Below are 23,765 nucleotides of genomic sequence, written 5' to 3' on the forward strand. Positions count from 1 at the left end.
CCTGGCCGGGTCCATGGCAGGGCAGCCATGGACCGTCTTTATCGCGTGCATGATGCGTCTCATAGCGTGCAGACCTTCGTCTTCGGATCCACCGACCTGCAGATGTGCACCTCGGTCATCAGTCCACCGAAGTTTTCCTGGTCGTTCGCCAGATGGTCCAGATTCGGCGTGTACAGGTAGAAGACCTGCCCTGACTGATACTTCGTCGTGTCGGTGGCGTCGAGGATCAGGTCGAGCGACTCCCCGCCGCCGAGCGTGATCGAGTTCGTGTAGTAGGTCATGTCGTTGCCGGCCATGTCGCGCAGCAGCCGCGCATTGAGCGCGACCACGTGCATCGGAATGCCGAGCGAGGCGAGCGTCTGATATTCGGTGACGTCGAGGTCCGAGATGCGCAGCAGCACCTTGCCGCCGACGGGGATATTGATCAGCGACGGCAGCGGTTGCGAGAAGCGCGGCACGCCGTCCGACGCGGGCGTCGAAAGCGCATTCGGATTGACGGTGTCCGGATAGCTGCGGCCATTCAGCATGAAGAACTTGTCTTTCATGTCGGTGAAGGGCTCCGGATTGAACGTCATGCCGACGAAGTGGAAGTTCGGATCGAAGCCATGGATCTGCACCGGATACTCGACGTCATAGGCGGTCGAGCCATCGCCGTCGTTGTATGCGTAGAGCGTGGGCGTCCCGCTCAAATTGTTCACGTGCAGCACGCCGTTCTGTGGCGGCAGCGGCGTCGTGCAGAGAATGTCGGTGCCGCACCGCGTGCGCAGATCCTGCTGCTGCAAAACCAGCGACTGATACAGCGACTTGCCCGCGGGCACGCGGTTCTGACGCGGACGCACGAAGATCTGGCCGACCATGCCCATCTGCAGGTGCTCCGGGGGCGTGATGTGGCAGTGCCAGAAGTAGGTGCCCGCATCCGGCGCGAGATAGTAGTACGTGAAGCTCGCGCCGATGTTGATCGCGACCGACGCGTCCGGCACGCCGTCGTAGAACGAGGAGGCATTCGGATAGCCGTGAAAGTGCACCGTGTGCTTCTCGAACAGGTCGGGGCGCATGATCATGCCGACGTTCGTGAGCGTGAGGAAGAACTCGTCATCCTCGTCGATCGCCATCATCGGCGCGGGCTCGTTGCCGTTCATCACGCCGATGTCCATGATCGGCCGCGGGTCGACATGGCCCGTGAGCTGGCCAGGCGGCGTCGATTCCGGATCGGGCGTGAGACCGACCGCGCCGTTGTAGGTCGGATCCGTTCTCGGATCGCCGACGGTGTTGAACACCGAGGCGAACTGCGTGCCGGGCAATCCGGCCTTGATGTCGGCAAGACCGGACAACGGCCCGAACGCGAACAGATAGGTCTGCACGCCGTTGGCCATCGTCGCATAGCCGTCGCCACCCGAGATCTGCTGGCACTTGATGGCGCCGTTGACGACACCGGTCGATGCCGAGGTCTGGCCCGTGAAGGACGGTCCCGTGTACGGCGGTTCGCCGGCGCCCGCGGGCAGCGCCGACGGATGAGACGGCGTGGTCGGCGGGCATTGAACCGTGAACGATTGGGAAAATGAGGGGATCGCAAACATCATGCATAGCAGGGCTGCCACGCTATTGCGACACATGCGGATGCTGAACATATGACCTCCGTCCTTGGGGTCAAGCAGCGCGTCAGGCGCTGAACGTCACGCTCGACTGCAGTTGCGGGCTGATGCATTCGTCACACTGACCCGTATGTGGATTCTGGATATCGGCAGCGGAGCCTGCGATGGGTCACCTCCCTACACTTGCAGTAGGGCAAACCCATCGCGTTGCGCGGCCGTGGTCCTGACGGGCGATGGAGTGTGTCCTGGCCAACACAAGCGGCGCGTCATGCCTCGATTCCGGTCTGCAAGGGGAACGCTCGCGCAGCGTCATGGCTTTCATTTTCATTTCGAATCGACGTGATTCTTCGAATCAATCTGAGGATTGAAATGTCGTTCTTATGTGCCCTGTGGCATATAGCGGCGAACTTTCCGATGGGTACAATCCCCCCTATTCACATCACGCGCAAACCCGAATACCGCGGACGCTTGTCGATCACGCGGTCAGACGGACGGCACTCACCTCCTGGTCTCATGCCGGCGAGGGACCTGGCGGCGTGGGGGGGAACATGGATTTTCTGGAAAAGAGAGCGGCGGTGAATCTCGTCGAACGCAACGATCACGCTCTTGAACTCGTCGAGCTGGCAAGCGCGAAGCGGACGTACTACCCCACCACGTCGATGTGGTTGAAGCTGGAACAGCTTCAGGTGGCGCAGCAACTCGTCGAGCCGCTGGATCAGGACCGGCAGCCGGTTCTGTCCACGTCGCTCCACGGCGCGGCGCATCTCGACGGCCAGGAGCTTGCGATCATTGGCTTTCCGCAGCTGGCGACGCGCGTGCTTCAGGTAAGCTTCGAAGCCCGCGACGTCAGCACGGCCGACCGGCTTGGCCTGCGCGCACTGGAAGACGAACTGGGCAACTCGATGTCCGATGTGGCGCTCGGCACCGCCCGGCTGGGCTTCAATGCCGCCGATGACGAGACCGGAGAGCCCGATCAGTGGTGGCTCGCGTGCCACATTCCCCCTGCCTGCCTGCAGGTGCTGGCGAAGGCGATCTCGGACGGCCAGCTTGGCGCGGTAGAGCTGGGTCTGGCCATGCGGCACCTCTATACGTCCGAAGATCCCGCGGCCGAGCCGTCACGCCAGCCCCGGCTCTTTCTGCGGCCCGATGAAGGCGACGACACGGTCGAATGGCCGAACATAGCCACTGGCTATGTCACCCATCTGCGCATCGACTTTGCGACGGCTTCATTGCGCGGCTCGGCGGCGAGCAGCGACCCGGCGGGGGCGGCGAAGGTCGTCGCGGAAGCCGTGAGCTCGCTGGGACCGACGCTCCTCAACCTCAGACTGACGGTAAGGTGGATCGGCATCCTCATTGCCGTGCTGCTCTTCCTTGAAGTTCTCGAGCGGCTGCAGATCTGAACCGGCATCTGCCTCGCGATCGCATAAGCAAGCAAAGCCAGACGCATTTCGGGCGCAACGGCGCGGCTATAACGCGCCGCCCCGCCCCAGCCTTTCCCCGCGGGAAAGCACGCTTCACCCTTCCTCAATTTTCGCGCTCGCGAAAATCTCCCACACTGGCCATCACGCCTTCTCCGTACCGTTCGTACGGATTTGCGCCCCGACCGCGGCTCGTGACGCGGCATCGAAAATACCGGAGACAGCATGAACAGCCATCCCCTCGACCTGGGCGGCAGCGCGCCGGGCGAAGCGCCACACCGCCCGCTCGCCGCGGAAGCCCCATTGCCAAGCCCCCAGGGCGTCACGCTCAGCAGCTTCATGGACGACATGCCCGTGGGCGCGCTGCACCGCTTCGTGGTGTGGGTGATCGGCATTGGCCTCTTCTTCGACATGTACGAGATCTTCCTCGTCAGTTCGATCGGCGCCGCGCTGCAGAACGAATACGGACTCGATGCGCACAGCCTCGCGTTCAAGCTCTTGCTGGCCTCGGCCTTCGTCGGCATGTTCTTCGGCTCGCTCTTCCTCGGCAGTCTCGCCGACCGCGTCGGCCGCCGGCGCGCCTTCCTGTTCACGCTCGTGTGGTACAGCGCGTTCTCGCTGCTCGCAGCGTTCTCCGTGGACGCCACCATGCTCGTGGTCTGCCGCTTTCTGACCGGCGTGGGCGTCGGCGCGATCTATCCCGTGGCCGATAGCTTCCTTTCGGAGATCCTGCCGAAGGAGAAACGCGGCCGGATGGCCGCGTGGGCCTATACCACCTCGTACGTCGCGGTGCCGCTGGTCGGTTTCCTCGCGGTTTGGCTCAATCCGATCCATCCTGCCGGCATTGCGGGATGGCGCATCATCCTCGCCATCGGCAGCCTTGGCGCCCTGTTCGTGCTGGCCGTGCAGCATCGCCTGCCGGAAAGCCCGCGCTGGCTGCTGGCGCAAGGCCGCGCCGACGAGGCCTATGCGATGCTGGGCCGCTTCGCGCAAAGCGCCGGCGCGCCGATGCCGAAGCGCTTTGCCGAGCCGAAAACGCGCCAGCGTCCGCTGAGCCTCGCCGAACGCATTGCCCTGCTGCGGCGCGCGCCCTATGACAAGCGCTATGTCATGCTCGTCGTGTTTCACCTGTTCCAGGCCTTCGGCTACTACGGCTTCGGTACGCTTGCGGGCGTCGTCGTGAAGAGCCGCGGCATCGACGTGACGGGCAGCACGCTGTTCGTTGCCCTCTCGTTCCTCGGCTACCCGATCGGCTCGCTGCTCTCCGTGCCGCTGCTCAACTGGATCGAGCGCCGCACGCTCGTGATCGCCTCGCTGATCTCCATCGGTATTTTTGGCCTTGGTTTCGCGTACTCGGGGCAGGCCGCGCTGATCGTTTGCTTCGGCGTACTGACGACATGCGCATCGAATGTGTTCAGCAACGCTTACCACGTGTACCAGGCCGAGATTTTCCCCGCCAGCGTGCGCTCGACAGCGATCGGCAGCACCTATTCGCTCTCGCGCATCATGAGCAGCGCCCTGCCCTTCATCCTGTTGCCGGTGCTCACGCAGCACGGCCCGATTGCGATGTTCGGGGTGATCTCCGCCGCGCTCGCCATCGTTGCCGTGACCTTGCGTGCGTTCGGGCCCCTCACCACGCGGCGCAGCCAGGATGAGATCAATCCCGTCTGAGCGTCCGATACCTCAAGCGTCCCAGCGTCATCGGGGCGGCTGCCGCGTCTTGCGGGGCCGCCCCGCTTTTCATTGCTCTGCGCGCGCCGACATGTAGTCGAACAGGCTCACGATGTCCGAGCTTGGCGCGCTATCCGCCTTCATGCCGATCCAGAGCGTGCGCGTCGCCCACGTGTCCGCCAGCTTCACCTTGACGACGCCGGCTTTGCCGCGCTCGTCGCTCACCGCGTCGCGCGGCAGCACGCCGATGCCCAGTCCTGCTTCGATCATGCGAAACACGCCGTCGAAGTTCGAGGCCTGGATGCGCAGCTTCAGCGATCGCTCGACGGCGAATGCCGCGTCCGTCATGCGCGCGAGCAGCGAGCTGCCATCGCTCAGGCCCACGTAGTCTTCGTCGAGCGTATCGGCGAAGCGGATCACCTCGAGTTGCGCAAAGTGATGACTGCGCGGCACGAGCAACACGAGTTCGTCGCGGCGATAGAGGCGCCGCTCGATGCCGGGTGCGGGCACGTTGTCGGCGAACACGCCGAGGTCGGCCTTGCCTGCGCCGAGCGCTTCAACGATTTCGTGGCTCAGCCGCTCTTCGAGACTGACCTTGATGCCTGGATGCTCATTCAGGAAGCAGGCGAGATCGACGGGCAGAAACTGCACGATCGCCGACGTATTCGCCCACATGCGCACGTGCCCGCGCACGCCGGCGGCGTAGTCGCTCATTTCGGTGGCCATGCGATTGACCTGATCGACCACGCGCGTGGCGTGCTCCAGCAGCGCATGGCCCGCGGGCGTCAGATCCACGCCGCGCGCGCGACGGATGAACAAGGCGCAGTCGGTCACGCTTTCGAGTTCGGCAATGCGCTTGCTGACGGCCGAAAGCGTGAGCTGCCCGTGCTCGGCGGCCTTGGTGAGGCTGCCATGTTCCGCGACGAGCAGAAAGACCCGCAGCGACTGCAGATCGAAGTGAAGTGGATTGACCATGATGAATGGGGCAAAGCCGGCGCGAGAGACGATTGTCCTGCATCGCGGGCTCGGGAGGAAGTGCAGATGTGCGAATGGAGAGGCGGACGTGCTGCGATGCACGTCCGCGTGCCGGCCATGCGGGCCGGCGTGCTCGCCGCCCAACCGGCGCCCCCCGGCTCGACGGCAAAAACTGGCGAGAGGGATCAACCGGCCTGGATCGGCTCGGAAATCTCGATGAGGTTCAGATCGGGGTCACGCACATAAACGGAGCGAATCTTCTGCGTCGCACCCGTGCGCTCGACCGGACCTTCGACGATCGGCCAGTTCTTCCCGGCGAGATGCGCGATCACCACATCGAGCGGCACCGCGGCGATGAAGCACAGATCGAGCGCGCCCGGCACCGGCACATGCGCCTTGGGCTCGAATTCCGCGCCACGCACATGCAGATTGATCTTCTGGTTGCCGAAGCGAAACGCGAGCCGCCCCGCACCGAAGGTCTCCAGTTGCATCTGCAAGACTTCCGTATAGAAGTGCTTCGTTGCCTCAGGGTCCACGCAGGTCAGCACCAGGTGGTCGAGGTGGTCGATCAACGCCATGCTTCGCTCCTTGTCATGAGTACGCGCGTTGTGGGGGCATGCCTTGCGCCTGCTCAGGCACCGGATGCAGGTCGAGGCGGCGGCCGGCCTTCAGAATCTGGCTGGGCACGTCATGACCGATCAGGCCGGGCAACAGCGCGGCGGCGTCGAGCACGGCGGCGAGATCGACGCCGGTGTCGTAGCCGTCGAGTTCGAGCATGTGCACGAGTTCTTCGGTGCACACATTGCCGCTCGCACCCGGCGCGTACGGACAGCCGCCAAGACCGCCAAGCGAAGCGTCGAAGCGCACGATGCCCGCATCGAGCGCCGCAAGCGTGTTGGCGAGCGCCATGCCGCGCGTGTTGTGAAAGTGCAGCGTCAGTTCGAGTGTGCCGAACGCCTGCGCAGCGCTTTCGCACAACGTCCGTATCTGCGCGGGATGCGCCATGCCGGTGGTATCGCAAAGCGTCACGCCCTGCACGCCCAGTTCGGCAAAACGCTGCATCCAGCCGAGCACGTCCTGCACGGCCACGTCGCCTTGCATCGGGCAGCCCATTGCTGTGGAGAGCGAAACATTGATCGCGACGCCCGTGCCGCGCACGGTGTCGATCACGTCGCGCAACTGCGCGAACGACTGCTCGCGCGTCATGCGCAGGTTGGTGCGATTGTGAGTCTCGCTCACCGACATCACGAGATTCACTTCATTGACGTTGCACGACAGCGCGCGCTCCGCGCCGCGCACGTTCGGCACGAGCACCGTATAGACGACGCCCGGCACGCGCTCGATGCCGTGCATCACCGCCTCGGCGTCGCGCAGTGCGGGAATCGCCTTGGGCGACGTGAACGAGGTCACTTCGATCTTCGCGTAGCCGCAGGCGCTCAGGCGGTCGATCAGCGCGATCTTGTCGTCAGTGTCGATGAAGGCGGCTTCGTTCTGGAAACCGTCGCGCGTCGCGACTTCGTTCAGATACAGCACCTTGCCCTTGAAGTTGTCCTTATTTCCGGTTGTCATCTTGCCGCTCTCCGTTCAGATCACACCGCGCGCGCGCCATGTTTCGCGCGTAGCGGCGTCTACGCCTATCGATTCCAGCACCGTTTCGGTATGCTCGCCGAGCGTCGGCGCGCTACGCTCGATCGTGCCGGGTGTGCCGCACAGTTTGGGCACCACGCCCGGCACTTGCACCGCCGTGCCGTCGGGCAAGGTATCGTCCACGATCATCTCGCGGGCGTGGTAATGCGGATCGGCCGCGATGTCCGCGATGTCGTAGATGCGGCCCGCTGGAATACGCGCCTCGTTGAGCGCCGCGAGCACCTGGTCGAGCGTGTGCCGCGCGGTCCATTCGCCGATGGCGGCGTCGATGCGCTCGACCTGCGCGACGCGTCCGTCGTTCTGCGCGAGCGCCGGATCGTTGCCCAGGTCCGGGCGGCCGATGCGTTCCATCAGGCGGCGATAGATGCTGTCGCCATTACCTGCGATCAGCGCGTACTTGCCGTCGCTGCAGCGGTAGGCGTTGCTCGGCGCGATGCCGGGCAGGCTGCTGCCTGCCGGCTGGCGCACGGCCCCGAACACCGAATACTCGGGCAGCAGGCTTTCCATCATGTTGAAGACCGACTCGTAGAGCGCGACGTCGACGACCTGGCCCCGTCCGCCCTGCTGCTCGCGATGCCGCAGCGCCAGCAGGACGCCGATGACGCCATGCAGCGCAGAGAGCGAATCGCCGATCGAGATGCCGACGCGCACCGGTGTGCGCTCAGGCTCGCCGCTCAGGTGACGCAGGCCGCCCATCGCTTCGGCGACCACGCCGAAACCGGGCCGGTCGCGATACGGGCCGGTCTGCCCGTAGCCCGACACGCGCAGCATGATGAGGCCGGGATTGATCGCGCTGAGTTCGTCCCAGCCGAGGCCCCAGCCTTCGAGCGTGCCGGGGCGGAAGTTTTCGATCAGGACGTCGGTTTCCGCTACGAGACGGCGAATCACGTCCTGCCCTTCGGGCGTGCGCAGATCGAGCGTGATGGATTCCTTGTTGCGCGACTGGGCGGCCCACCAGACCGACGTCCCGTCGTGCAGCAGGCGCCACTTGCGCAACGGATCGCCCACGCCGGGCGGCTCCACCTTGATGACGCTCGCGCCGAACTCGGCGAGCATGCGGCCAGCAAACGGACCCGCGATGAGCTGTCCGAGCTCCAGAACGCGGATGCCTTCGAGTGGTCGTGGCATGGCTGTGTCTCCTGTCGACCAGAGTCAGGGCAAAGCTGTCGATGAGCGTTAGCGCTTTAGCGCTTACTCTGATCCCATGCAAAGCTCCTGACTCTGGTCCCATGAAAGGGGTTATTTCGGACTGTCTGCGACTGACTATGGGAGACATGATGAACCGGCCCGCACCCTTTGATAATCGATGCTTGCTCAATCTGGCTTGAGCAAATGGAAAGGCAGCGAAGGCCTGTGGCGCGGCGTCGCTGCGCATTTCCTCACCGGAAACCCAGTTGGCGGATCGAGCGAGCCAGCGGGGCACCGGGTGCGCGACAATGGACGTACTGCCCCCTCTTTCGCTCAGGCCAGACATCATGCACGTCGTTTTTCTCGATCGCGCGACGCTCGCGCCCCAGACGCGGCTGCGTCCGCTGCCGTTCGACCACACCCTGGAAACCTTCGAGCGCACCGCGCCCGAAGAGGTCGCCGCCCGCATTCGCCACGCCGATATCGTCATCACGAACAAGGCGCGCATCAGCGCCGAAGCGCTGGCTGGCGCGACCCGCCTGCGCATGGTCGCCGTCGCCGCCACGGGTACAGACAACGTCGATCTGGCCGCCTGCGCGACGCGCGGCATCGTCGTGAGCAACGTGCGCGACTACGCCGGCAACAGCGTGCCGGAACATACGTTCGCATTGATATTTGCGCTGCGCCGCAGCCTGGCCGCGTATCGCGACGCCGTGCGCGCAGGGCGCTGGCTCGAATCGGGGCAGTTCTGCTTCTTTGATCATCCGATCCGCAATCTCGCGGGTTCGACGCTCGGCGTCATCGGGGACGGCGCACTGGGACAGGCCGTCGCGCAAATGGGACGCGCGCTCGGCCTGCGCGTGCTGTTCGCCGCGCGCAAGACGCGCAACGACGCGCAAGCGGGCTACGTGCCGCTCGAAGCGCTGCTAGAAGAAAGCGACATCATTACGCTGCATTGTCCGCTCACCGTGGAAACGCGGGATCTGATCGACGCCACGGCATTCGCGCGCATGAAGCGGCGGCCCTTGCTGATCAATACGGCGCGTGGGGGACTCGTGAACGAAGCGGCGTTGGTGGACGCCCTGCAAAGCGGAGCGATTTCAGGCTCGGGATTCGATGTCGTGACGCAGGAACCGTTGCCTGCCGATCACCCGTTTCAGGCCATCGTCTCGCATCCGGCGTTCATCCTCACACCCCACGTTGCGTGGGCGAGCGATGAAGCCATGCAGGCGCTTGCGGATCAACTCGTGGAAAACATCGCGGCGTTTTGCGAAGGCACGCCGCGCAATCGGGTCAGTGCGCGTTGAGCGCGAGGCGCGGCAACCGCAGCGCGGGGTTGCCTGCGCCTGAAACATCAGGCCATTTCCGGCTGCCTGGCGTGCCACCATTCGTCGACGGCCTGCTTCGCCGTTTGCTCGACCACGCTCAGCGCCATCAGCACATCGATCTTCAGCTTGGGAATGGCAAGCTCCACGGAAGGCAGCTTCGCCGTTTCCACCTGTGCGTCGACACCTTCCATGACCGCGCGGCACAGCCATTGCGTGTCCGTCGCGTCTGCTTTCGCATCGACAGTGACTCGAAAGCCACGATATTCGACTGCCATATACTCTCCCGAAACCTGACAAAACGTAATGCTCGCCCCGCCGGACGGCGGTGAGGGGGCGACTATATCACCACTTTCGTGACGCTTCAGCGAGGCCCGCACGAAGTCGCGAAGAAGTCGTGCAAAAACACCGCGCCCGCATTCACGCCCTGTTTAAGGAGCGATTCTGCGGGCGCAAGAACAATCGGGCCAGTTCGGACTTCCGAATTTCAGCTCGCGAGCGTGGTGCGCATCGAAGCCTTCCGCATCGTCCGCCAGCCGACGATCGCGAGCGAAACGCCCGAGATCACGGCGGCAAGCGAGACGTAATACGCGGGAGCGAGCGTATCGCCCGTCACGTGAATCAGCACTTCGGCAATCGTCGGCGCGAAGCCGCCGAAGAGCGTCACGCCAAGGCTATACGCGATGGAAAGCCCCGCAGAGCGCACGCGCACGGGAAAGATCTCCGACATCAGCGCTGGCATCGGGCCCGAATAGGCGGCCTTGAAGATGCCCGCCGCGCCCTGGAGCACGAGCAGCCAGCCGAGCGTGGGGTGTCGCTGCAGCAGCGCGAACATGGGATACGTGAGCGCCGCGAGCAGGATCGACGTGGTCAGCATGATGCGGATGCGGCCGATGCGGTCCGAGAGCGCGCCCATCACCGGCGAAAGCGCGAACTGCAGGCCGCCGTTGAGCACGACCACGCCGAACGAGGTTGCCGCCGCCATGTGGAGCTGCTTCACCGCGTACATCGGCATGTAGAGCTGGAGGATGTACACGCCGACGGTGGACTGGGCAACGATACCCACCGCGAGCACCAGGTTCACCCACTGGCGCCCGAGCCCCGGCTCACTCGTTGCGCGCGCATCCTGTTCGCTGTGCGCTTGCTGGTTCGCGACGAATTCGGGCGTCTCGTCCAGATGCGAGCGAATGTACCAGCCCACGGGCCCGAGCACGAGCCCGAAGAAGAACGGCACGCGCCAGCCCCACGCCTGCAACTGCTCGGGCGGCAGCCACCATGCGAGCACGCCGCCGAACGACGCTGCGAGAATCGCGGCCGCGCCCTGGCTCGCGAACTGCCAGCTCGCATAGTAGCCGCGCTTCGAGGGGCTGTGCTCGACCATGAACGCCGTCGCGCTGCCGAATTCACCGCCTACGGCAAAGCCCTGCACGAGGCGCGCGAGCAGGATCAGGAGCGGCGCGGCGATGCCGATCGACGCATACGGAGGCATGACGGCCATGGCGAGCGTGCCCGCCATCATGAGCGCAATGGCGAGCGTGAGCGCTGCCTTGCGTCCCTTGCGGTCGCCGTAGACGCCCAGCACGATCGCGCCGAGCGGCCGCATGAGGAAAGAGATGCCGAAGGTGCCGACCGCCAGCAGCGTGGACAGCCATTCGTCGTGCACGGGAAAGAACTGCTTCGCGATGATCGGCGCGAAGTAGCCGTACACGAGAAAGTCGAACCACTCCAGCGCATTGCCGATCGACGAGGAGAACACGATGCGGCGCACCATGCCGCGGCTGAGCGGCGCACCCGTTACCGATGAACCGGTCTCCATGTCAGTTCCTCCGTTTTTATTTGGTCTACTCATTGATCGTCGTGAACCGCGAGCGAGGTATTCCCGCTCGCGTCAAATACTGCTTGCCGGTTTGCCGCCTAGAAACCCGCTGCGAGCCCGTCGCGGCGCGTGTCGCTCGCGGCCACATAGCCGCGCTCGGGATCGTTGCGATCGAGCTTCCAGATGAACTGGCCCGAGCCGAAGTCCATGTACGGATCGTCGATGCCCTTGATCTCGTGGCCGAGCCCTTGCAGCGCGCGCGCCGTCTGCGGGTTGAAGGTCGATTCGATGTCGAGCGTGAAGTCGCGGTTGACCTTCCAGCGCGGCGCATCGCACGCGGCCTGCGGCTGCTGGCCGTAGTCGAGCATGCGCACGACCGACTGCAAATGCCCTTGCGGCTGCATGTCGCCGCCCATTACGCCGAAGCTCATCACCGCTTCCTGGCGGCCGTCCACCTGCTGCGTGAGGAACGCCGGAATGATGGTGTGAAACGGGCGCTTGCCGCCTGCCACGACGTTGGGCGATGCCGGGTCCATCGAAAAGCCGCAGCCGCGGTTCTGCAGCGCGATGCCCGTGCCCGGTACGACCACGCCCGAACCGAAGCCCATGTAGTTCGACTGGATGAAGCTGACCATCATGCCGCGCTCGTCCACGGCGGAGAGATAGATCGTGCCGCCCGAACGCGGCATGCCGAAATCGAAATGCGTGGCGCGCTTCGGGTCGATCAGCTTCGCGCGCGCTTTCAGATAGGCGTCGTCGAGCATCTGCTCGGGCGTGACTTCCATCGAACGCGGATCGGCAACGTAGCGATAGACGTCGGCGAACGCGAGCTTCATGGCCTCGATCTGCAGATGCTGCGATTCGAGGCTGTCGAGCGCGAGCGAGCCCATGTCGAACTGCTCGAGAATGCCGAGCGCGATCAGCGCGGCGATGCCCTGTCCGTTCGGCGGAATCTCGTGGACCGTGTAGCCGCGATAGTTCTTGCCGATCGGCTCGACCCATTCCGGGCGATAGTTGCGCAGGTCGTCCAGCGTGAGCGCCGCGCCGCCTTCGCGCGCAAACGCGGCGATGCGCTCGGCGAGCTCGCCCTCGTAGTAGTCGCGCGGACCGCGTTCCGCAAGACGCCGCAGCGTGGCGGCGTGGCCGGGGAAGCACACGCGCTCGCTCACTTCGGGCGCGCGGCCGCGCGGCATGAACGTTTCGGCAAAGCCCGGCTGATTGTGCAGCTCGGGAATCGCCGCCTGCCACTTGCGCGTGACGATAGTCGCTACCGCATGGCCGCGCTCCGCGATCTCGATGGCCGGTTCCATCAGGTCCGCGAATGGCAGCTTGCCGAACTTCGCATGCAGCGCTTCCCAGCCCGCGATCACGCCAGGCACGGTCACCGTGTCCCAGCCGCGTTTGGGCTGCTTCGCGAGACCGTTTTCCTCGCCGTATTTGCGGCGGAAATAGTCGACGCTCCACGCCGCCGGCGCGTTGCCCGACGCGTTCAGGCCGTGCAGCTTCGCGCCATCCCACACGAGCGCAAAGCAATCGCTGCCCAGGCCGTTCGATACCGGCTCGACCACCGTGATGGCGGCCGCGGCGGCGATGGCGGCGTCGACGGCATTTCCGCCTTTCCAGAGCATGCGCAGCCCGGCCTGCGCGGCAAGCGGATGCGATGTCGAAACGATATTGCGGGCGAACACCGGCAGGCGCGGCGTCGGATAGGGGTTTTGCCAGTTGAAGCGCGTCATGGAAGTCCGGATTCCGGTAATGAACGAAAGCAGCGGCACGCGCACGGCCGCACTCAATTGCGGGGCGCACGGCTCACGCCGATCTGTCGATTATCTTGAAGGATCAAGCGAAAAAATATTAATATTTTATTGTCGACACTTAAGTTTTATTTACATGCTAACCCTACGCATGCTCCGCACCTTGCAGGCCGTCGCACGCAGCGGGTCGTTCGCCACGGCGGCAGAAAAATCGGCGCTCACCCAGGCGGCCGTGAGCCTGCAAATGCGCGGGCTCGAAGAGGCTCTCGGCCGGCAGATCTTCGACCGCCGCGCGCGCCAGGTCGCGCTCACGCGCGAAGGCCGCGAGATCTGCGCGAAGGTCGATCACATTCTCGCGCTGATCGACGAGTTGCCCGCCAGCGCGGGCGACACGATGCGCGGCTCGATCATCATCGGCGCGGTGGTGTCGGTGATCGGCGCGCTTTCGCTGGCCGTCGCGCATCTGAAAACGGGCCACCCGGAACTCGAAGTGCGCCTCACCTCGGCGCGCTCGAACGAACTGGCGCGCATGGTGGAAGACGGCGACGTGGACCTCGCCGTCGTAGTTGGCAGTGCAGATGGTTCGCTTCACGAGTCGCTCGCCTGGACGCCGCTCTACGAAGAGCCCCTCATGCTCGTGACGAGCTGCGCGACGCCCGGCGACGATGCGCGACGCATCCTGCGCGAGCGCAGCTTTCTGCGCTTCGACCGGCGCGTGCCGACGGGCGTCGTGATCGACCGCGCCCTGCGCGAGCTAGGCATCGAACCGCTCGAATACCTGGAGCTGAACTCGATCGAAACGATCGTCTCGCTGGTGCGCAACGACGTGGGCGTGAGTGTGCTGCCCGTCCTGCAAGGCGGCAAATGGCAGAGCGATCCGAATCTGCGACTCGTGCCGCTGCCTGGGCGGCCACTCATCCGCACGGTGGGGATGATTCACCGGAAAGCACACAAGCAGACGTTGCTCACACAAACGATTGCAGACATGCTGCGTCGGTGACAGAACGCGCAACTGCGACCATCTGTCATGCGAATTCCTCAATGGCCTATGAATAGGCGCATTGCGGCCGCACGGCCAGGTCGCTAGAGCCTCTCTCGGGTTGACCTGCCTCAACTGGAAAGTAAAATGAAAGCTCAGAAGACAAGAGCGGACGAGGCCACCCGCCTCTGATCGCTCGACAGGCCCCGCTCTCGGCTTTACCCGAGCACGAGAATTAATTAGCAACCCAAACTTATTTTCCGGAGAGAAACTCATGAAAATCAGAACTCGCACCGTTGCCGTCGTCGCCATCGTGGCCAGCGCCCTGTTTGCGGGCCAGGTGTTTGCACAGACCCCCGCACCGGCAAGCCAAGAAGGCCAGCCCGCCACCACGGTGACGCATAACGACCCGATCGTTCAGAAGCGCATGGAAGTTCGCGAGGCCAACCGGCAACAGCGCGCCCGCACGGCGGAAGCTCGCCAGACCTTCAAGCAGGAAGCACGTGACGCCCGGGCCGAGCGCAACCAGTCGGCGCAAGACTCCCGCGCCCGCGCGCAAGCGGCGCTCGACGCGCACTAAGCTCGCAACACCCACGCGTTCGCTCCTGGGCTGTACGCCCGTCGTGGTGCCCGCCACGCCAATCGCGTAAGCTAACGTCGTTGCACGCTCACTCGCGAAGCCCCGCGCTTCGCGCCTCGAAGCGGGATCGACACGGAAAAGCGGACGCTCCATGCAAAGATCGCTCATCGCGCTGACTGCAAACGGGTTGCGAAAACTGCGCGCCATGGCGTTGCCGCTGTGCGCAATCGCGCTCGCCACAGGTCTTGCCGCGTGTCAGCAGTTACCTCCTATCGGCGAGCGCACGCAAACGACTGCGCTCACGTCAGCCGAAGCGCGATCGACTCAACTTGGCAAAGCCGTAGCGGCCGAACTCGCCACCCATCCCGACTTCACCGGCATCGACCCGCTCGCGAACCCGCTGGACGCCTTCGCCTCGCGCGTGGCGCTCGTGCGCAATGCCCAGCGTACGCTGGACGTCCAGTACTACATCTGGCGCAACGATCTCACGGGTACGCTGCTGCTCGAAGAACTGCGCGAAGCCGCCGACCGCGGCGTGCGCGTGCGCCTGCTGCTCGACGACAACGGCATTCCGTCCTCCCTCGACCCCACGCTCGCGGCGCTCAATGGGCATCCCAACATCGAGGTTCGGCTGTTCAACCCGTTCGTCACGCGCAAACCCAAAGCCATCGGCTTTATCACCGACTTCTCGCGGCTGAACCGGCGCATGCACAACAAGTCGCTCACGGCTGACGGCGTGGCGACCATCCTTGGCGGCCGCAATATCGGCGACGAATATTTTGGCGCGACCGACGGCGTCGTATTCGCCGACCTCGACGTGCTCGCCATCGGCCCCGCCGCCACCGATGTCGCGAACGACTTCGACCGCTACTGGGCCAGCGCTTCGTCATTCCCCGCGTCCCAAATCCTGCCCTACGTGGCGCCCGATGCACTCGCTACACTCGATCGCGAAGCGCTTGCCGCGCGCACCGATCCGGCCGCGGCGGAATACATCGAATCATTGCGCAAGACCACCGACGTGCGCCGTCTGCTGGACGGCACGCTGCCGCTCGAATGGGCGAAGACGCAGCTGGTCAGCGACGATCCGGCCAAAGCGCTGGGCACGGCGCCCAAGGAGACGCTCATCCTCAGCCAGCTCCACGAGATCGTCGGCGATCCGCACCGCGAACTCGATCTGGTTTCGCCGTACTTCGTGCCGGGCGAGGTGGGCACGCAATACTTCACCCAGCTCGCCGCCCAGGGCGTGACCGTGCGAGTACTGACGAACTCGCTCGAAGCCACCGATGTGTCCGCCGTCCATTCCGGCTACGCGCGGCGCCGCGTGGCGCTGCTCAAAGGCGGCGTGGAGCTGTTCGAACTGCGGCGCGCGGCGGGCACGAGCAAGGGTTCAGACAAAGCCGCGGGCAAAGGCGCAGGCAGTGGCCCGTTCGGCAGCACGGGCTCGAGCCTGCACGCCAAGACCTTCGCTGTGGATGCAGAGCGTGTCTTCGTCGGCTCGGTGAATTTCGACCCGCGTTCGGCCAACCTCAACACCGAACTCGGGCTCGTGATCGACAGCCCCGTGCTCGCCACCCAGATCGAAAAAGCGTTCTGGACGCGCGTGCCGCAGCTCGCGTATCAGGCGCACCTCGACGAGAACGGCAAGCTCTACTGGACGCGCCTTTCCGATGACACGGTCATCCGCTACGACACCGAGCCGAACACCACATGGAACCAGCGCCTGAGCGTCTGGTTCTTCTCCACCCTGCCTATCGAGTGGCTTTTGTAAGCCACGCATCGACAGGGTAATCCCCAATTTCTCCTAAGTTGTCTATACAACATCATGCGGACATTCCCATCGTCCGCGGCTCGCGGACGCCCTGCACTCACCCCAATGTTCGGAGCCGTCCGTGGCCATGCCTGAATCCGTCGCCAACCTCGAAACCGATGGCCGCAAGATCCTGGAAACGCGTTCGATCGACTACATCCCCGATTCTGAGCGCCACGGCAGCCTGTTCAGCCAGTTCACGCTCTGGCTTTCCGCGAACCTGCAGGTCACCGCGATCATTACCGGCGCGCTCGCCGTCGTGCTTGGCGGAGACGTCTTCTGGTCGCTCATCGCGCTATTGGCTGGCCAACTCATAGGCGGCACGGTCATGGCGCTGCACGGCGCGCAAGGCCCGCAGCTCGGCCTGCCGCAGATGATCTCCAGCCGCGTGCAGTTCGGCGTCTACGGCGCGGCCATTCCAATCGTGCTCGTCTGCATCATGTACGTCGGCTTTTCCGCGAGCGGCACGGTGCTTGCCGGCCAGGCCACGGCGCAACTGCTCGACGTTTCCGATACCGCGGGCATCTGCCTCTTCGCGGCACTCATCGTTGTGCTGACGCTGCTCGGCTATCGCTCGATTCACTTCGTCGGCCGCATTGCCAGCGTGATCGGCGTGCTCGCGTTCGTGTTCATGTTCGCGCAACTCTTTACGCACCACGATATCGGCGCGCTGTTGGCCAATCGCCATTTTTCGATCGCGAGCTTCCTGCTTTCCATGTCGCTATCGGCTTCGTGGCAGATCGCATTCGGCCCCTACGTTGCCGACTATTCGCGCTACCTGCCGCGCTCGACTTCGCCCGTGCGCACGTTCCTCGCCGTCGGGCTCGGCTCGGTGGTCGGCGCGCAGGCAGCGATGGTGTTCGGCGTGTTTGCGGCCGCGCTCGCGGGCCACGCGTTCGCGCACCATGAGGTGGCGTATATCGTGAGCCTCGGCGCGAGCGGCGCGGTCGCCGCGATGCTCTACTTCAGCATTGCGTTCGGCAAGCTCACCGTCACCACGCTCAACGCCTACGGCAGCTTCATGTCGATGGCGACGATCGTGAGCGCGTTTCGCGCGAAGCGTGCAATTTCCACGCGCCACCGCTTCCTCTACATCATCGGCATGGTGGGCATCTCGACGCTCGTCGCGCTTGCGGGGCGCCACTCGTTCCTCAAGGAATTCACGGCGTTCATCCTGTTTCTGCTGGCGTTCTTCACACCGTGGAGCGCGATCAACCTGGTGGACTTCTACTGCTTCACGCGCTCGCGCTACGACGTGCCGGCGCTCTCGAATCCCGATGGCCGCTACGGCCGCTGGAACGCCAAGGCCATTGGCATCTACGTGCTCGGCGTGCTGGTGCAAATGCCGTTCATCTCGACGAGCTTCTATACGGGCCCCTTCGTCGACGCACTCGGCGGCACGGACATCTCGTGGATTCTCGGCCTGATCGTGCCGGGCGTGCTCTACTACGCCGCCATGCGCCTCACGCCGCCGGTCATTCCGGAACGCCTGATCCTGCCGGTCGAGCAGGATTGACCCGTGCGGCGCAGCGCGCCGCTTCGCTGATCCACATAGTTCCCATTCGCGCGGGCCTCACCACCCGCGCGTTCGTTTCATTCCTCCGAAAAATAGTTGTACTGATAATGAAAAAGCACCCCGCTACAGCTGTTCGCCCTTCCGCTCGCGCCACGAGAAACTCACTTTGCGCCACCGCACTCGGCCTCTTCGCGCACAACGCGCTTGCCCAGGACGGCGTGACGCTCTATGGGCTCATCGACGAATTCGCCCAATACGTCAACACCGGCGATGGCTACACGGCCGCGCTCGGTTCGAGCGGTCAATGGGGCAGCCGCTTCGGCCTCAAAGGCAAGGAAGACCTGGGCGGCGGGCAGACGCTGTCGTTCGCCCTCGAAAACGGCTTCAACCCCACGGACGGCACGCTGGCCACCAAGGGCTCGCTGTTCGATCGCCAGGCATGGGTCGGCCTCTCGGGCGGCTGGGGCCAGTTGCGCGTGGGCCGGCAAAATTCGCCGCTCTTCAACGATCAAGGCGGCCAGGACGCTTTTGGCGGCGTGACACAGGCTTCGGCCATGGACAACCTCACGGTGTTCACGTTCCGAACGAGCAACACCGTCTCCTATGTCACGCCGGAGTTCGCGGGCCTTCAGGCCGGCATCTACGTGGGCTTCGGCGACGCAGGCGGCCTGCGCTCCGCGGGCTCGAGTCAACAGTTCGACGTGACCTATGCGCACGGCCCATTCGCCACGTTCGTGGCGGGACAGTGGCTCAAAAACAGCGAGGGTAGCGCAACAGACCGCACGATCATGGCGGGCGCCTCGTACGCGATCGGGCGCGTCACGATCTTCGGCGGCTATTCGGACATGAAATGGCCCGACCTGGCGCTGAACGCCTATACCGTGGGCCTTTCCGCGAAGTATCAGTTCAACGTGAACAATGCCGTGTCGCTCGGCTACGCCACCCTGCACGATCGGACGTCGCAAGGGGACAATGCCGATCAGATCGGTTTGATGTACGAATACGACCTGTCGAAAACCACGAACTTCTACGGCGCACTTTCGTTCTTGCGCAACCGTAACCAGGCAAGTTACACGCTCGCCGGCGCGGCGAATCCGGGCCTGCCGCTCGCCTACCCCGGCGCGGACGCGCGTGGCGTGCAGATCGGCATCGTTCACCGCTTCTAAACGCAACAACGGCTCTCGATCGTCGATCGAGAGCCGTTGTGCCCACGCCCAGCCTGGACGGCCGTCGGGAATGCTCAGGCCGCAGCGGCGTTCATCGCCTCGATTTCCGCAAGCGCGCCGCCCACCATTTCGCGCAGCACCGGCTGGACTTTCTCCGCAAGCGCGGGAACGTAGTCGAACGGCGCCGTTTCGTTCATGTAAACCGACTGGCACATCTCCAGCTGGATCGCATGCACGCCGTCCTGCGGCGCGCCGAAATGGCGCGTGATGTAGCCGCCCTTGAAACGTCCGTTCGCGATCCACGAATAGCCGCTTGCCGCCGCCGCGCGTTCCGCGCGCGCCTGCACCGCCGGGTTCACCGTGCGGCCGTCCTGGGTGCCGATGTTCAGGTCGGGCAGCTTGTCGTCGAACAGACGCGGCAGAACGCTCGCGATCGAATGCGCTTCCCACAGCAGCACATTCGCATGCGCCACGCGCAGGCGCTCGAGTTCGGCGGCGAGCGTGTCGTGATACGGCTGCCAGAATGTCTTCACGCGGCGCTGGCGCTCAGGCGCGTCGGGCACGCAGCCGTCGCGGTAGACCGGCTCGCCGCGAAACGTTTCGGTCGGACACAGCGACGTGGTGGTCTGGCCGGGATAGAGGCTCTCGTCGTTCGGCGGGCGGTTCAGGTCGATCACATAGCGCGAAACGCGCGCGCCGAGCACGGTCGCGCCCAGCTCCTTCGCAAACGCGTAAAGGCGATCGAGATGCCAGTCCGTATCGGCGACGGTCAGCGCCACGTCCGTGTACTCGCCGTGCATCGCGGCCGGAATGTGCGTACCCAGGTGCGGGATCGAAATGATGAGCGGCGCGGTGCCGCGTTCCAGCGAAAAGATATCGGTCATCGAAAGTTGCCTCGTGAATTGGCCCCTGCGTTCAATCATCAGTCAGCAGTCTGGCGAGCGCCGCGCGGTAGTCGGCGTAAAGGCGGGCTTCGTCGCGATGGCGGCGCGCTTCCACGACCTTGACGCCACCGGTATAGACGTCGAGCACGGGCGTTTCGCCATGTTCGCAAAAGACGACCGACGAGAGCCACGTGAGCGGCTTTTGCTCGGCGAGGTTCGGATGTTGAGCGTCGAGCACGATCCAGTCGGCGCGCGCGCCTTCCTTCAATGCGCCAACCTTGCGCCCCGTAGCACTGGCGCCTCCGGCGAGCGCTGCGTCGAACAGGCGGTCCGCAACCTGTGCCTGATGCGTCGAGGCCAACACGTTGCGCTCGCGCCGTGCGAGCCGCTGACCGTATTCGAGCAAGCGAAGCTCCGCGCGCCAGTCCACGCCGATGTGACTGTCCGAGCCCACGCCGAACGCGCCGGCCGCATCGAGATACTCGCGCGTGGGGAAAATGCCGTCGCCAAGATTCGCCTCGGTCGTGAGGCACAGACCCGCAATCGCACCGCTCTGCGCAAGCGCGGCGGTCTCCCTCGCATCGATATGCGTGGCATGGACGAGGCACCAGCGCGAGTTGACGTTGAAGCGGTCGAGCAACCATTGCACCGGCCGCGCGCCTTCGGTCGCCATGCATGCCTCGACTTCGGCCGTTTGTTCGGCGATGTGAATATGCACCGGTGCACCGGGAAGCGCTCGATCCAGGCCTTCCAGCAGCGCGCGCAAGGAGTCGTGCGAGACGGCGCGCAGCGAATGGGGCGCGACGCCGTAGCGCAACGCGCCGTGCTCGGGCTGCCACGCACGCAGCGCTTCGACGATGCCGAGCAACTGTTCCGGCGTGTTGATGAAGCGCCGCTGATCGTCGCGCGGCGCTTGCGCGCCGAAGCCGCTGTATTGATAGAGCACGGGCAGCATCGTCATGCCGATGCCGGTCACGTTCGCTGCGTCCACCACGCGTTGCGCCAGTTCGGCGGGGCTCGCATACCGCTGGCCATCCTTGCCGTGATGCACGTAGTGGAATTCGCAAACAGAGGTGTAGCCCGCCTTCAACATCTCGACATACAGCCAGCGCGCAATCGCGCCGAGATCGTCGGGTGTGATGCGCGCCGCGAAGCGGTACATGAGGTCGCGCCAGCTCCAGAAGCTGTCGGTGAGGTTCGCGCGATATTCGGTGAGGCCCGCCATGGCGCGCTGAAACGCATGCGAATGAAGGTTAGGCATGCCAGGCGTGATCGGGCCCGACGCACGCGCGACGCCTTCAGGCGCTTGCGCCAGATCGGGCGTCACGTTGCGCAGCGTTCCCGCGGCGTCCCATTCGAGCAGCACGTTGCGGCGCCAGCCGTCAGTCAAGTAAGCGTACTCGGCGAAGAGCGCGCGCGAAGTCGGATTCGTTTCGATGGTGTGATTCATGCTGAAAATTGCGCTCAAACGCGACGCTCAAATGCGCGACGCTCAAAGACGGTCTCGCCGCCGCGCACCACGCGCGCGCAGAGCGGACGGCCAATCCAGTAAGCCAGCTCCGCGAGTGACTGCACCGACCAAACGGCAAAGTCTGCGGGACGGCCAGCCGTGAGCGTGCCATGACGCTCTGCGTCGCCAAAAGCCTGCGCGGCGTGCCGCGTCACGCCCTGCAACACCTCGGGCACGGTCATGCGAAACAGCGTGGTCGCCATGTTCATCATGAGCAGCAGCGAAGTGGCGGGCGACGTGCCCGGATTGCTGTCGGTCGAAATGGCGATCGGCACCTCGTAGCGCCGCAGCAAGTCGAGCGGCGGCAGCTGCGTTTCGCGGATGAAGTAGTACGCGCCCGGCAGCAGCACCGCCACCGTGCCCGCCTGCTTCATGGCGGCGACGCCCGCTTCGTCGAGAAACTCGAGATGGTCGGCGGACAACGCGTTGTAACGCGCCGCGAGCGCTGCGCCGCCGCTATTGGAAAGCTGCTCGGCGTGCATCTTGACCGCAAGCTTGCGCAGCGCGGCCGCCTCGAACACGCGCTCGCTCTGCGCGAGCGAAAATCCGATTCGTTCGCAGAACACATCGACAGCGTCCACGAGCCCCTCGTCGGCCAGCGCAGGAAGCATACGTTCGCACACTTCGTCGATATAGTCGTCGGCGCGGCCGGCGAACTCGGGCGGCAACGCATGTGCGCCGAGAAACGTCGTCCGCACCGTGACCGGATAACGCTCGCCAAGCTGACGCGCGACGCGCAGCATCTTGCGCTCGCTCGCCAGATCGAGGCCATAGCCCGATTTGATTTCGACTGCCGTTACGCCTTCGGCGAGCAACGCTTCGAGACGCGTTGCCGACTGCGCGAACAGCGCGGCTTCGTCGGCCGCGCGCGTGGCGCGCACCGTCGAGACGATGCCGCCGCCCTGCCGCGCGATTTCTTCGTAGCTCACGCCCGCAAGGCGCTGCGCGAATTCATCGGCGCGCTGTCCGCCATAGACGAGGTGTGTGTGGCAATCCACGAGGCCTGGCGTGACCCAGGCGCCGCCCAGGTCTTCGCACGGCCAATCGGTGAATGGCGCGGGCAATTCGGCAGCGGCGCCGAGCCACGCGATCTTGCCGTCTTCCACAGCAATCGCCGCGTTCTCGACGACGTGGCCCGGATCGCCATGCGGGCACAGGTTGAGGTTTTGCCAGAGTGTGCGTTTCATCAGGTATGCACAGCATCGCGCGATGCCGTTTCCGTAGTGTCTTGCGGCGGCTCTTGCAGCACATCTAGCGCAACGGCGAGCAAGGCGCCCGCGCCGCGCGTGTCGATGTTCAAGGAGCGTTGCGCATCGAGCGTATCGATGCGCAGCGTGTCACCCGCTTCGAGGCGCACGTGACGTTCGTTATCCACGCGCACATCCTGCCCGCCTTGCGCGCAGTAGAGCAATACCGTTTGCGCATGCATGCTGCGCCGCTCGTTTGCGCGCCACACTTCGAGCGTGCCGCGCGCCGCATCGCGGCGCACCATCAGGTTGAAGTCGCGCGTGGCGCCGTTCACGAGGCGCGCGTCGATCGCGGCTTCTCCCGCGAAATGCGCGACGTCGAGGGGCTGCGTGAGCACATGCGTACGCCCCGCTTCGTCGAGCAGCATGCCCGCGCCGTCGAGCAGCACCAGCGTCCGATCGACGCCCTCGAAGCGCGAGAACGGCCCCGCCTGCGCGACATCGGCCACGCTCACGCGCCACGCGAACGCGTCCAGTGACGCGTCGGCACGCGATGCCACGTGCGCCACCGCGATTTCGCGCGTGACGCCGCCGCCGTTCTTCCACGGCGACGCCACGAGCGCCGCGCCACGCAGCAGCGTGAGCCTGGCAGCCTGCACCGCGCCCCCTATCGCTTTCGCGCCGCTCATCGGCCGAGCATCGGCAGCTTGAGGCCTGCCTCGCGCGCGGTCTGCTGCGCGAGTTCGTAGCCGGCGTCCGCGTGGCGCATCACGCCCGTGGCCGGATCGTTGAGCAGCACGCGGCCCAGAC

At 64.9% G+C, this 23,765-nt stretch carries 21 protein-coding genes; 8 read left to right on the forward strand and 13 right to left on the reverse strand.

The genetic code is table 11. From position 1 onward, the window contains the following. Positions 1–59 precede the first annotated feature (59 nt). On the reverse strand, positions 60–1,628 hold the full coding sequence (locus ACOJB8_RS26515) for a multicopper oxidase domain-containing protein (protein WP_475015101.1): 1,569 nt from the start codon (positions 1,626–1,628) through the stop codon (positions 60–62). 512 nt (positions 1,629–2,140) lie between these two features. On the opposite strand from ACOJB8_RS26515, the gene ACOJB8_RS26520 reads away from it, so the two are divergent. Both ACOJB8_RS26520 and ACOJB8_RS26525 read left to right on the forward strand, forming a co-directional pair. Continuing rightward, a complete protein-coding gene (locus ACOJB8_RS26520; protein ID WP_475015105.1) occupies positions 2,141–2,992 on the forward strand; it encodes a hypothetical protein in 852 nt (283 codons plus the stop codon). A gap of 243 nt (positions 2,993–3,235) precedes the next feature. Continuing rightward, entirely contained in the window at positions 3,236–4,681 is a 1,446-nt protein-coding gene (locus ACOJB8_RS26525) for an MFS transporter (protein ID WP_475015110.1), read from the forward strand. Positions 4,682–4,750: 69 nt separating this feature from the next. Here ACOJB8_RS26525 and ACOJB8_RS26530 read toward each other — a convergent pair whose 3' ends face one another. The 4 genes from ACOJB8_RS26530 to ACOJB8_RS26545 form a co-directional block, all read right to left on the reverse strand. Then, positions 4,751–5,656 carry a LysR family transcriptional regulator gene (locus ACOJB8_RS26530; protein ID WP_069267159.1) on the reverse strand — a complete coding sequence of 302 codons (906 nt, stop codon included), beginning with the start codon at positions 5,654–5,656 and terminating at the stop codon, positions 4,751–4,753. A 185-nt stretch (positions 5,657–5,841) separates the two neighbouring features. Next, positions 5,842–6,234: a VOC family protein gene (locus tag ACOJB8_RS26535; RefSeq protein ID WP_069267160.1), complete on the reverse strand. Its 393-nt coding sequence runs from the start codon at positions 6,232–6,234 to the stop codon at positions 5,842–5,844. A 13-nt stretch (positions 6,235–6,247) separates the two neighbouring features. Continuing rightward, positions 6,248–7,225, reverse strand: a complete 978-nt coding sequence (locus ACOJB8_RS26540) for a hydroxymethylglutaryl-CoA lyase (RefSeq protein ID WP_475015113.1) — start codon at positions 7,223–7,225, stop codon at positions 6,248–6,250. A 15-nt stretch (positions 7,226–7,240) separates the two neighbouring features. Then, entirely contained in the window at positions 7,241–8,431 is a 1,191-nt protein-coding gene (locus tag ACOJB8_RS26545; protein WP_475015115.1) for a CaiB/BaiF CoA transferase family protein, read from the reverse strand. Positions 8,432–8,778: 347 nt separating this feature from the next. On the opposite strand from ACOJB8_RS26545, the gene ACOJB8_RS26550 reads away from it, so the two are divergent. Further along, a complete protein-coding gene (locus tag ACOJB8_RS26550) occupies positions 8,779–9,738 on the forward strand; it encodes a D-2-hydroxyacid dehydrogenase (protein WP_475015117.1) in 960 nt (319 codons plus the stop codon). Positions 9,739–9,785: 47 nt separating this feature from the next. Here the strand turns inward: ACOJB8_RS26550 and ACOJB8_RS26555 are convergent, their stop codons facing one another. The 3 genes from ACOJB8_RS26555 to ACOJB8_RS26565 all read right to left on the reverse strand — a co-directional run bounded on the left by ACOJB8_RS26555 (position 9,786) and on the right by ACOJB8_RS26565 (position 13,308). Then, positions 9,786–10,034 (reverse strand): hypothetical protein, encoded by a 249-nt coding sequence (locus ACOJB8_RS26555; RefSeq protein WP_069267164.1) that lies wholly within the window; start codon positions 10,032–10,034, stop codon positions 9,786–9,788. A 209-nt stretch (positions 10,035–10,243) separates the two neighbouring features. Beyond that, positions 10,244–11,572 carry an MFS transporter gene (locus tag ACOJB8_RS26560; RefSeq protein WP_368603593.1) on the reverse strand — a complete coding sequence of 443 codons (1,329 nt, stop codon included), beginning with the start codon at positions 11,570–11,572 and terminating at the stop codon, positions 10,244–10,246. A gap of 98 nt (positions 11,573–11,670) precedes the next feature. Next, on the reverse strand, positions 11,671–13,308 hold the full coding sequence (locus ACOJB8_RS26565; protein WP_368685645.1) for a gamma-glutamyltransferase family protein: 1,638 nt from the start codon (positions 13,306–13,308) through the stop codon (positions 11,671–11,673). 154 nt (positions 13,309–13,462) lie between these two features. Here ACOJB8_RS26565 and ACOJB8_RS26570 point away from each other — a divergent pair, with 154 nt between their 5' ends. The 5 genes from ACOJB8_RS26570 to ACOJB8_RS26590 all read left to right on the forward strand — a co-directional run bounded on the left by ACOJB8_RS26570 (position 13,463) and on the right by ACOJB8_RS26590 (position 19,374). Further along, positions 13,463–14,326: a LysR family transcriptional regulator gene (locus tag ACOJB8_RS26570; protein WP_069267166.1), complete on the forward strand. Its 864-nt coding sequence runs from the start codon at positions 13,463–13,465 to the stop codon at positions 14,324–14,326. A 253-nt stretch (positions 14,327–14,579) separates the two neighbouring features. Next, on the forward strand, positions 14,580–14,885 hold the full coding sequence (locus ACOJB8_RS26575; RefSeq protein ID WP_069267167.1) for a hypothetical protein: 306 nt from the start codon (positions 14,580–14,582) through the stop codon (positions 14,883–14,885). A gap of 151 nt (positions 14,886–15,036) precedes the next feature. Beyond that, on the forward strand, positions 15,037–16,653 hold the full coding sequence (locus tag ACOJB8_RS26580; RefSeq protein WP_475015125.1) for a phospholipase D family protein: 1,617 nt from the start codon (positions 15,037–15,039) through the stop codon (positions 16,651–16,653). A gap of 127 nt (positions 16,654–16,780) precedes the next feature. Further along, complete coding sequence (locus tag ACOJB8_RS26585) at positions 16,781–18,208, forward strand: purine-cytosine permease family protein (protein ID WP_475015128.1); 1,428 nt, start codon at positions 16,781–16,783, stop codon at positions 18,206–18,208. Between the two features lie 107 nt (positions 18,209–18,315). Then, complete coding sequence (locus ACOJB8_RS26590) at positions 18,316–19,374, forward strand: porin (protein WP_475015130.1); 1,059 nt, start codon at positions 18,316–18,318, stop codon at positions 19,372–19,374. 74 nt (positions 19,375–19,448) lie between these two features. Here ACOJB8_RS26590 and hutG read toward each other — a convergent pair whose 3' ends face one another. From hutG to ACOJB8_RS26615, 5 genes are all read right to left on the reverse strand, one after another. Beyond that, entirely contained in the window at positions 19,449–20,258 is an 810-nt protein-coding gene (gene hutG, locus ACOJB8_RS26595; RefSeq protein WP_475015133.1) for an N-formylglutamate deformylase, read from the reverse strand. Positions 20,259–20,289: 31 nt separating this feature from the next. After that, the gene (locus ACOJB8_RS26600) at positions 20,290–21,708 is read right to left on the reverse strand and encodes a formimidoylglutamate deiminase (protein ID WP_475015135.1); all 1,419 of its coding nucleotides are present in this window, start codon (positions 21,706–21,708) and stop codon (positions 20,290–20,292) included. Between the two features lie 14 nt (positions 21,709–21,722). Further along, entirely contained in the window at positions 21,723–22,955 is a 1,233-nt protein-coding gene (gene hutI, locus ACOJB8_RS26605) for an imidazolonepropionase (RefSeq protein WP_475015138.1), read from the reverse strand. Next, positions 22,955–23,644: a HutD/Ves family protein gene (locus tag ACOJB8_RS26610; protein ID WP_342946304.1), complete on the reverse strand. Its 690-nt coding sequence runs from the start codon at positions 23,642–23,644 to the stop codon at positions 22,955–22,957. The genes hutI and ACOJB8_RS26610 overlap by 1 nt, the downstream gene beginning before the upstream one ends. Then, positions 23,641–23,765, reverse strand: a 125-nt coding sequence (locus tag ACOJB8_RS26615; protein WP_343676248.1) for a hypothetical protein, incomplete at its 5' end; no start/stop codon positions are given. The genes ACOJB8_RS26610 and ACOJB8_RS26615, both read right to left, overlap by 4 nt.

The organism is Paraburkholderia sp. BR10141 (assembly GCF_056155635.1).

Coding starts and splice junctions, on each gene's coding strand:
- ACOJB8_RS26515 (WP_475015101.1), bottom strand. CDS start 1,628: ATGTTCAGCATCCGCATGTGTCGCAATAGCGTGGCAGCCCTGCTATGC.
- ACOJB8_RS26520 (WP_475015105.1), top strand. CDS start 2,141: ATGGATTTTCTGGAAAAGAGAGCGGCGGTGAATCTCGTCGAACGCAAC.
- ACOJB8_RS26525 (WP_475015110.1), top strand. CDS start 3,236: ATGAACAGCCATCCCCTCGACCTGGGCGGCAGCGCGCCGGGCGAAGCG.
- ACOJB8_RS26530 (WP_069267159.1), bottom strand. CDS start 5,656: ATGGTCAATCCACTTCACTTCGATCTGCAGTCGCTGCGGGTCTTTCTG.
- ACOJB8_RS26535 (WP_069267160.1), bottom strand. CDS start 6,234: ATGGCGTTGATCGACCACCTCGACCACCTGGTGCTGACCTGCGTGGAC.
- ACOJB8_RS26540 (WP_475015113.1), bottom strand. CDS start 7,225: ATGACAACCGGAAATAAGGACAACTTCAAGGGCAAGGTGCTGTATCTG.
- ACOJB8_RS26545 (WP_475015115.1), bottom strand. CDS start 8,431: ATGCCACGACCACTCGAAGGCATCCGCGTTCTGGAGCTCGGACAGCTC.
- ACOJB8_RS26550 (WP_475015117.1), top strand. CDS start 8,779: ATGCACGTCGTTTTTCTCGATCGCGCGACGCTCGCGCCCCAGACGCGG.
- ACOJB8_RS26555 (WP_069267164.1), bottom strand. CDS start 10,034: ATGGCAGTCGAATATCGTGGCTTTCGAGTCACTGTCGATGCGAAAGCA.
- ACOJB8_RS26560 (WP_368603593.1), bottom strand. CDS start 11,572: ATGGAGACCGGTTCATCGGTAACGGGTGCGCCGCTCAGCCGCGGCATG.
- ACOJB8_RS26565 (WP_368685645.1), bottom strand. CDS start 13,308: ATGACGCGCTTCAACTGGCAAAACCCCTATCCGACGCCGCGCCTGCCG.
- ACOJB8_RS26570 (WP_069267166.1), top strand. CDS start 13,463: ATGCTAACCCTACGCATGCTCCGCACCTTGCAGGCCGTCGCACGCAGC.
- ACOJB8_RS26575 (WP_069267167.1), top strand. CDS start 14,580: ATGAAAATCAGAACTCGCACCGTTGCCGTCGTCGCCATCGTGGCCAGC.
- ACOJB8_RS26580 (WP_475015125.1), top strand. CDS start 15,037: ATGCAAAGATCGCTCATCGCGCTGACTGCAAACGGGTTGCGAAAACTG.
- ACOJB8_RS26585 (WP_475015128.1), top strand. CDS start 16,781: ATGCCTGAATCCGTCGCCAACCTCGAAACCGATGGCCGCAAGATCCTG.
- ACOJB8_RS26590 (WP_475015130.1), top strand. CDS start 18,316: ATGAAAAAGCACCCCGCTACAGCTGTTCGCCCTTCCGCTCGCGCCACG.
- hutG (WP_475015133.1), bottom strand. CDS start 20,258: ATGACCGATATCTTTTCGCTGGAACGCGGCACCGCGCCGCTCATCATT.
- ACOJB8_RS26600 (WP_475015135.1), bottom strand. CDS start 21,708: ATGAATCACACCATCGAAACGAATCCGACTTCGCGCGCGCTCTTCGCC.
- hutI (WP_475015138.1), bottom strand. CDS start 22,955: ATGAAACGCACACTCTGGCAAAACCTCAACCTGTGCCCGCATGGCGAT.
- ACOJB8_RS26610 (WP_342946304.1), bottom strand. CDS start 23,644: ATGAGCGGCGCGAAAGCGATAGGGGGCGCGGTGCAGGCTGCCAGGCTC.